This is a genomic window from Kitasatospora sp. NPDC057940 (assembly GCF_042887425.1).
Classification (GTDB): domain Bacteria; phylum Actinomycetota; class Actinomycetes; order Streptomycetales; family Streptomycetaceae; genus Kitasatospora.
The window spans coordinates 135,114-142,520 of sequence record NZ_JBHVPH010000020.1 but is presented as its reverse complement, the minus strand read 5'-3'; the positions used below and the strand labels follow the sequence as shown (position 1 = coordinate 142,520).

Here is a 7,407-nt window from a genome sequence, read left to right as displayed (position 1 = left end):
AGGCCGTTGGCTCCGGTGGTGCAGGGGGAGCCGACGGGGGTGTCGGGGTTGGTTCCGGTGGTTTGGAGGCCGGGGACGCCGTTGGTCTCGTGCCACAGTTGGAAGGTCGCGCCGGCCAGAGGCTGCCCGGTGGCGGAGTCGACCTTCGTCACGCTGGTGGACCCGGTCTCGACGACCGGGGACTTGGTGTCCTTGACGGTCACCGGGACGTTCTGCCCGTTGGTGTCCAGGACCACGGTCGTCACCGCGGGCTGCGGCAGGTCGTAGCCGGGGGGAGCGGCGGTCTCCTGCCAGTAGTAGGTGCCCAACGGGAGACCGGCCGTGGAGCAGACGCCGTTCGCCCCGGTCGTGCAGGGGGCGCCCACCTCGGTGTCCGGGGTGGCCCCCGAGGTCTGGAGGCCGGGGACGCCGTTGGTCTCGCGCCACAGCTGGAAGGTGGCCCCCGCCAGGGGCTGCCCCGTGACGGAGTCGACCTTCGTCACGCTGGTCGAGGCGGTGGGAGTGGGACTTCCGCACGCCGGAAGATCGCCGTTGAAGGGATAGGCGTGGAACTCGGTCCCGGTCATCCCCGAGCCGGAGTTCTGCAGCAGCGAACCGGTGGTGAAGAACCGTCCGTTCAGACCGGGCAGGCTCATGGTGGCGGTGCTGGCCGGGTTGCCGACCAGCACACTGCCCTGGAACTGCCCCGATCCCTTGAGCGTGACGGACGTCGCGGCGGGGAAGTTCCACAGGAGGCGCTCGCGCAGCTGGTTCCAGGGATCGGTGTCCTGGAGGCTCCCGCTGTAGGTGTTGATGGTGCGGGCGCCGCCCACGAGGTTGACGAGCACCGTCGCGTTCGCGGGGATGCCGGCGAACGCGATGCCCTGGGTGGCGCCTCCGTTCCCGGCGATGTCGAAGTCGACGTTGAAGACCTGGAGCGCGGAGGTGCCGTCACCGGTGAACAGGGTCTGGTACCCCTGGTTGACCGCGGTTCCGGTGGCGGGGCGGGGCGTGCCGACCCCGGCGTAGCACTCGCTCGCCGTCTGCAGCTGACCGCGCAGCGGCGTGTAGGCGGCCACGGCCTGTGCTTCCTGGACCTTCGTACCGACGATGGTGCCCGTGGCCGTGCCCGCGTAGCGGACGACGCCGCCCTCCGCCAGGAGCCGCTGCCCCGGGGCCACCGTGACGTTGCCTCCGGCGGTGAGGAAGTCGGCGCCGTTCGGCGGGGGGACCCGTGAGCCGACGCCGACGATGCCGATGTTGTAGACGGAGCTGGCTCCGGGGGCTTTGTTCAGGTCGAAGTTGCCGAGGGTCACCACGTGCCCCTCGGCCTCAGCGGCGGAACCGCCGACGTTGAAGTCGCCGCCGACGAAGATGTTCACGCCGTCGTCGCGGCCTGCGAAGGGACCGTTGTTGACCGGGGGGAACGTCGCGGGACAGTCCGCACCCAGGCACGGCCCGAGGCCGCCCGGGAGGCCGGCCGCGTACGCGGCCTGTGGTGCGACGAGTGACATGCCGAAGGGCACGAGCGTCAGGGCCAGGACGGAACCCACCGTCCTGCCGAGTCGGCGTCTCCAGGTGACGGTGGTCACCGGGTTCTGACTGGGCTTCACCTCAGTCCTCTCACCATGTGGACACAATGGGGCCCTCGGAGTGTTCCGGGCTGGAGGGCCGAGCATCACGACTCACTGGTGTTGTCATCTGAAAATCGTGTTAATGCACCCGTTCGGCTGTGCGTCGACGGGAGACCGGTCCGGACGCGGGGGACGGCCTCCGGCCGTCGGCGGTCACTGGCCCTGCTGGTCCGCGGTGTACGACTCCATCGCGTGGTTGAAGCGGGCCAGCAGGGCGCAGAACGCCTGCTGTTCCTCGGGCGGCCAGTCGGCCGTCAGGCGGCGGGCCAACTCGGCTCGCCCGTCGCGGACTTCGGCCAGCCGGCCGGAGCCGACCGGGGTCAGCGCGAGGCGTACGGCGCGGCGGTCGGCCGGGTCCTGGACCCGGCCGACCAGCCCGCCCGCGACCAGCGGGGCGACCTGCCGGGTCACCGTGGAGGAATCGACGCCGAGCGACTCGGCCAGCGCCTTGACGTTGGCGGGCCCGTGCCGCTCCAAGCGGTCGAGCAGCAGGTAGGCGGCCCGGTCCAGCGCGCCGAGACCGCCGCCGGTGGTCCGGACCTGGTCCATCCGGCGGGCGAACACCGCCAGCTGGTACTGGAGTCGGGCGTGCACGGGGTCGGTGCGGTCGGTGGCCTGGGGCGAGGTCGTCGTCATCGCGGCTCACGATCGTCGTGCGGTGAGGGAGGCTCAGAAGCAGCAGCGTACGCGGGCGGGGCGGGCCCGGGAACAGCCCCGACATCCCGGATTGCCGGTGTCGACCACCGTAGGCTGGCGTTATGCACAACTGGCCGGTCACCCTCGACGACGTCCGCGGCGCCCAGAAGATGCTCGCCGGAATCGCCCGGGTGACGCCGATGGAGGGCAGCCGGTACCTGTCCGGGCTGATCGGCGCGCCGGTCCACCTGAAGTGCGAGAACCTCCAGCGCACCGGTTCGTTCAAGCTGCGCGGCGCGTACGTGCGGATCGCCGGGCTCTCGCCGGTGCAGCGGGCCGGCGGGGTGGTGGCGGCGAGCGCGGGCAACCACGCGCAGGGGGTGGCGCTGGCGGCCTCGCTGCTGGGGGTGCACTCGACCGTGTTCATGCCGGTCGCGGCGCCGCTGCCCAAGGTCGCGGCGACCAGGGAGTACGGCGCACAGGTGCGGCTGCACGGCGCGACGGTGGACGAGGCGTTGCAGGCCGCGCAGCGGTACTCGGAGGCGACCGGCGCCGTGTTCATCCACCCCTTCGACCACTGGGACGTGGTCACCGGCCAGGCGACCGTCGGGCTGGAGATCCTGGAGCAGTGCCCCGAGGTGCGGACCATCCTGGTCGGGGTGGGCGGCGGCGGCCTGCTGGCCGGGATCGCGGCGGCGGTCAAGCCGTTGCGGCCGGACGTCCGGGTGGTGGGGGTGCAGGCGGCGGGCGCGGCCGCGTACCCGCCCTCGCTGGCGGCCGGGCGGCCGGTGTCGCTGGAGCACTACGCCACGATGGCCGACGGGATCATGGTCGGCCGGCCCGGGGACATCCCGTTCGAGGTGGTCAACTCGCTGGCGGACGGCGTCCGGATGGTCTCCGAGGACGCGCTGTCGCGGGCTCTGCTGGTCGGCCTGGAGCGGTTGAAACTGGTGGTCGAACCGGCCGGGGCGGCCCCGATCGCGGCGCTGCTGGAGCAGCCGGACTCCTTCGAGGGGCCGGTGGTGGCCGTGCTGTCCGGCGGCAACATCGACCCGCAACTGATGCAGCGGGTGCTGCGGCACGGGCTGGCGGCGGCCGGCCGGTACCTGTCGCTGCGGGTGCGGCTGGCGGACAAGCCGGGCTCGCTGGCCGACCTGCTGGGGGTGCTGACCAGGCTGGACGCCAACGTGCTGGACGTCGCGCACGTGCGGATCGACCCGCGGCTGGGGCTGACCGAGGTCGAGGTGGACCTGCACCTGGAGACCAAGGGGCCGGAGCACTGCGCGGCCGTGGTCGGCGAGCTGCGGGACGCGGGGTACGTCGTTTCCAGCTGAGGCGCCTCAGGTGCTTGGGGCGATTGGGGCGTTTGGGGTGCCTGAGGCGCTTGGGGTGCTCAGGGTGCTCGGGGGGGCTGGGTGTTTAGGGCGCCGGATGGTGCGGGGCGGGCCTCAGCGGATCCCGGTGGATGTCAGTGGTCCCTGTCACGATGGCGGAGCCCTATGCCTTGACGCGATATATCGCGTGCTGCCAGACTCGCGATACATCGCGTTCTGTGCGCCGGTAGGCGAAAACCGAGTCGCCCGCATGCCCGAAAAAGGGGCAGAGTGTGACAGATCGCCCATATTCGTCCGAGGAGATGAGGCAGGCCATGGCGCCAGCCATCCAAGCCGAGAACCTGGTCAAGACCTTCGGCGACGTACGAGCCCTGGACGGCGTGAGCCTCGACGTCCCCGAGGGCACGGTGCTCGGGCTGCTCGGCCCGAACGGCGCCGGCAAGACCACCACCGTGCGGGTCCTCACCACCCTGCTGCGTCCCGACTCGGGCCGCGCGGTGGTCGCCGGCGTCGACGTGCTCAAGCACCCCAACAAGGTCCGCAGCCTGATCGGCCTGTCCGGCCAGTACGCGGCGGTCGACGAGTACCTCACCGGCTTCGAGAACCTCCAGATGGTCGGCGAGCTCTACCAGATGAGCGCCCGTCAGGCGAAGGCCCGGGCGCTGGAGCTGCTGGAGTGGTTCAACCTCACCGAGGCCAAGGACCGCACCGCCAAGACCTACTCCGGCGGCATGCGCCGCCGCCTCGACCTCGCCGCCGCGCTGGTCGTCCGGCCGCCGGTGATGTTCCTCGACGAGCCGACCACCGGCCTCGACCCGCGCAACCGGCTCGCGCTCTGGGAGGTCATCGAGACCCTGGTCGAGCAGGGCACCACGCTGCTGCTCACCACCCAGTACCTGGAGGAGGCCGACCGGCTGGCGCACGACATCGCCGTCGTCGACCACGGCCGGGTGATCGCCCGCGGCACCGCCGACCAGCTCAAGGCCCAGATCGGCGGCGAGCGGATAGAGGTCGTGGTGCACGAGCCGGGCCTGGTCACCGACGCGGTCGCGGCGCTGTCCGGGTACGCGCTGGGCGAGCCGGCGGTGGAGAAGAACACCCGTCGGATCACCGTGCCGGTCAGCGGTGGTGCCCGGGTGCTCGCCGACGTCATCCGCGAACTGGACGCCCGCGGCATCGAGATCGACGACATCGGCCTGCGCCGCCCGACCCTGGACGACGTGTTCCTCACCCTCACCGGCCACGTCGCCGAGGCGGTGGAGGAGGAGAACGGCTCCGGCGGCCGCGGCCGGGGCGGCCGGGGCAAGGGCGGGTCGTCCGCCGAAGGGCTGCCCGCCGAAGGGCCGGGCGCCAAGGGGCCGTCCACCGAAGGGCCGGGCGGCTCCGACGGCCAGGGACCGGACAAGCGGGCCGTCGCGGCCGGAACGGAGCGTTGAGATGAGCACCGCCACCGAGCACGCCATCGGCGAGGCGATGCCCAGGCAGCGCCGCGGCGTCGCCGCCACCCTGCACGACTCCTGGGTGGTCGCCAAGCGCAACCTGCGCCGGATGACCAGGATCCCCGAGATCGTGGTCTTCGGGCTGATGCAGCCGGTCATGTTCGTGCTGCTGTTCTCGTACGTGATGGGCGGGGCGATCAAGATCCCCGGGGCGAGCTCCAGCTCCGACTCGTACATCCAGTTCCTGATGGCCGGCATCTTCGCCCAGACCGTCACCTTCGCCGTCGCCGGTGCCTCCGCCGGGATCGCGGAGGACATGACCAAGGGCCTGGTGGACCGCTTCCGCTCGCTGCCGATGGCCCGCTCCGCGGTGCTGGTCGGCCGCACCCTGGCCGACCTGTGCCAGACCGCGTTCACCGTGGTCGTGCTGGCCCTGGTCGCGCTGCTGGTCGGCTGGCGGATCCACGACGGCGTGCTCAACGCGCTCGGCGCCTTCGGCCTGTTGCTCCTGCTCGGCTACGCGTTCTCCTGGATCGGCGCGCTGATCGGCCTCTCGGTGCGCAGCCCCGAGGCGGCCACCTCGGCCGGCCTGATCTGGCTCTTCCCGCTGACCTTCGTCTCCAACGCCTTCGTGCCGGTCAGCTCGATGCCGGGCTGGCTGCAGGCGGTCGCGTACTGGAACCCGTTCAGCGCCACCGTGCAGGCCTGCCGGGACCTGTTCGGCAACCAGGTCGGCCCGGTGGACGCCGCCTGGCCGATGCAGCACGCCGCGCTGGTGTCGGTGCTCTGGTCGGTGCTGATCACCGCGGTGTTCTCCTGGCTGTCGGTGCGCAAGTACCGCTCGGCCGTGGGCTGAACCGCGCCCGGTACGCCGCGAGGGCGGCCGCGGAGTCCCTGGACTCCGCGGCCGCCCTCGTCGGTCGGTCAGGCCCGGCTAGGCCGGATCACGCCGGATCGCGTCGGATCAGGCCTGGTCAGCCGGCGTGCGGCACGACCTTGACGATCTTCACCATGGCGGGCTTGCCGTTCGGCAGCTCGTAGGTCGCCTCGTCGCCGATCTTCTTGCCGTCGATCGCGCGGCCCAGCGGCGACTGCGGCGAGTAGACGTCCATGGTGTCGGAGCCGGCGACCTCGCGCGAGGCGAGCAGGAACTCCATGGTGTCGTCCTCGTCGCCGTCGAAGGCGACCGTGACGACCATGCCCGGGGCCACCACACCCGAGTCGGCCGGGGCCTCGCCGACCTTGGCGCGCTCCAGCAGCTGGGTCAGCTGGCGGATGCGCAGCTCGTACTTGCCCTGCTCCTCCTTGGCCGCGTGATAGCCGGCGTTCTCCTTGAGGTCGCCCTCCTCGCGCGCCGCCTCGATCTTCTGGGCGATCTCGATGCGCCAGGGCCCGGTCAGGTGATCCAGCTCGGCCTTCAGCTGGTCGTAGCCGGCCTGAGTGAGCCAGGTCACGTTCTCACTGGTCTGGGTCACGGGTGCTCCTCGTAGGTGCTGGGGCTGTGCTGAGGGTGTGAGTCGTCAGCAGGGGGTTGGTGGTGATATCGGTCGTAACTACAAAGCAACGCCCGCTCCCGTACCATCCGGTGCGGAAGGGGCGAAACCACGAGCCTAACAAGTCCTGCCGACAAGCAGAAGGGTCGTTGGCGCGCCATTGACGTCGGCGTTGCGCCACGGTGTACAGCGAATGCGCCACGGTGTACGGAGGCGGTGCGTGCCGGGCCGGGTGCGGGACTTCCTACGGATGCCCGTTCTCCCGATCGGTTATGCGCCGGTGTCCGGCAGAGTACCGGTGGTGCCCGGCAGAGTACCGGTGAGCGGGGCGCGCTGCCGGTGCGACTCGGCGGGCGGGCCTCCTGCTCCGGGCTTCTTCGCGGGCGTACTTCTCCGGGGGCCTACTTCTTCGCCGGCGTGCAGCCCAGCAGCTCGGCGGTGGTGCCACGGGCGGTGGTCCGCAGGGTGACCACGGCGTCGTAGCTGGAGCCGCCGGCCGGCACCGGGAAGTCGGCCACCCCGACCACCGAGCCGTCCGAACCCTGCGAGCGGACCGTGCAGCTGCCGGCCGTCCCGCCGCTCTTGCGCACCGCCAGGTGCAGCTCGACCTCGGAGTCCGAGACCGCCTGGAAGGTCGGCACCGAACCGTTGATCGTGGTCTCGCGCAGCAGGTAGGAGCCGCCCAGCCAGGCCACCAGGCCCAGGCCCAGCACGCCGCAGACCGCGCCGACCACCTTCAGACGCCGGTCCGAATCGCGGTCGCCGCGCCGGCCGTAGCGCCCCTCGGGCAGCTGCGGGGTGGTGGTGCTCGCGTTCATCGGACCCAGTCCTCTCCTGACGGGAGGGGCCGCGCGGGTGGTGCGGGGGAATGCGACGCTCCTCCAGTCCGTCA

Annotated in this window: 7 protein-coding genes; 3 read left to right on the top strand and 4 right to left on the bottom strand. The window is 71.6% G+C overall.

What is annotated here, in order from left to right; translation table 11 throughout:
- The coding region (locus ACFVTF_RS27005) for a choice-of-anchor A family protein (RefSeq protein WP_387817037.1) at window positions 1–1,592 on the bottom strand (1,592 nt) is incomplete at its 3' end.
- A 174-nt stretch (window positions 1,593–1,766) separates the two neighbouring features.
- Window positions 1,767–2,249, bottom strand: a complete 483-nt coding sequence (locus ACFVTF_RS27000) for a MarR family winged helix-turn-helix transcriptional regulator (protein ID WP_371517338.1) — start codon at window positions 2,247–2,249, stop codon at window positions 1,767–1,769.
- Between the two features lie 122 nt (window positions 2,250–2,371).
- Here ACFVTF_RS27000 and ilvA point away from each other — a divergent pair, with 122 nt between their 5' ends.
- The 3 genes from ilvA (at window position 2,372) to ACFVTF_RS26985 (ending at window position 5,878) form a co-directional block, all read left to right on the top strand.
- Window positions 2,372–3,583, top strand: a complete 1,212-nt coding sequence (gene ilvA / locus ACFVTF_RS26995; RefSeq protein WP_387817036.1) for a threonine ammonia-lyase — start codon at window positions 2,372–2,374, stop codon at window positions 3,581–3,583.
- A 314-nt stretch (window positions 3,584–3,897) separates the two neighbouring features.
- Complete coding sequence (locus ACFVTF_RS26990; RefSeq protein WP_387817035.1) at window positions 3,898–5,019, top strand: ATP-binding cassette domain-containing protein; 1,122 nt, start codon at window positions 3,898–3,900, stop codon at window positions 5,017–5,019.
- A 1-nt stretch (window position 5,020) separates the two neighbouring features.
- Entirely contained in the window at window positions 5,021–5,878 is an 858-nt protein-coding gene (locus tag ACFVTF_RS26985; protein WP_371517335.1) for an ABC transporter permease, read from the top strand.
- Between the two features lie 118 nt (window positions 5,879–5,996).
- On the opposite strand, the gene greA is transcribed toward ACFVTF_RS26985, so the two are convergent.
- A complete protein-coding gene (greA, locus tag ACFVTF_RS26980) occupies window positions 5,997–6,497 on the bottom strand; it encodes a transcription elongation factor GreA (protein ID WP_371517334.1) in 501 nt (166 codons plus the stop codon).
- Window positions 6,498–6,916: 419 nt separating this feature from the next.
- A complete protein-coding gene (locus ACFVTF_RS26975; protein ID WP_363585466.1) occupies window positions 6,917–7,333 on the bottom strand; it encodes a DUF4307 domain-containing protein in 417 nt (138 codons plus the stop codon).
- Between the last annotated feature and the right edge of the window lie 74 nt (window positions 7,334–7,407).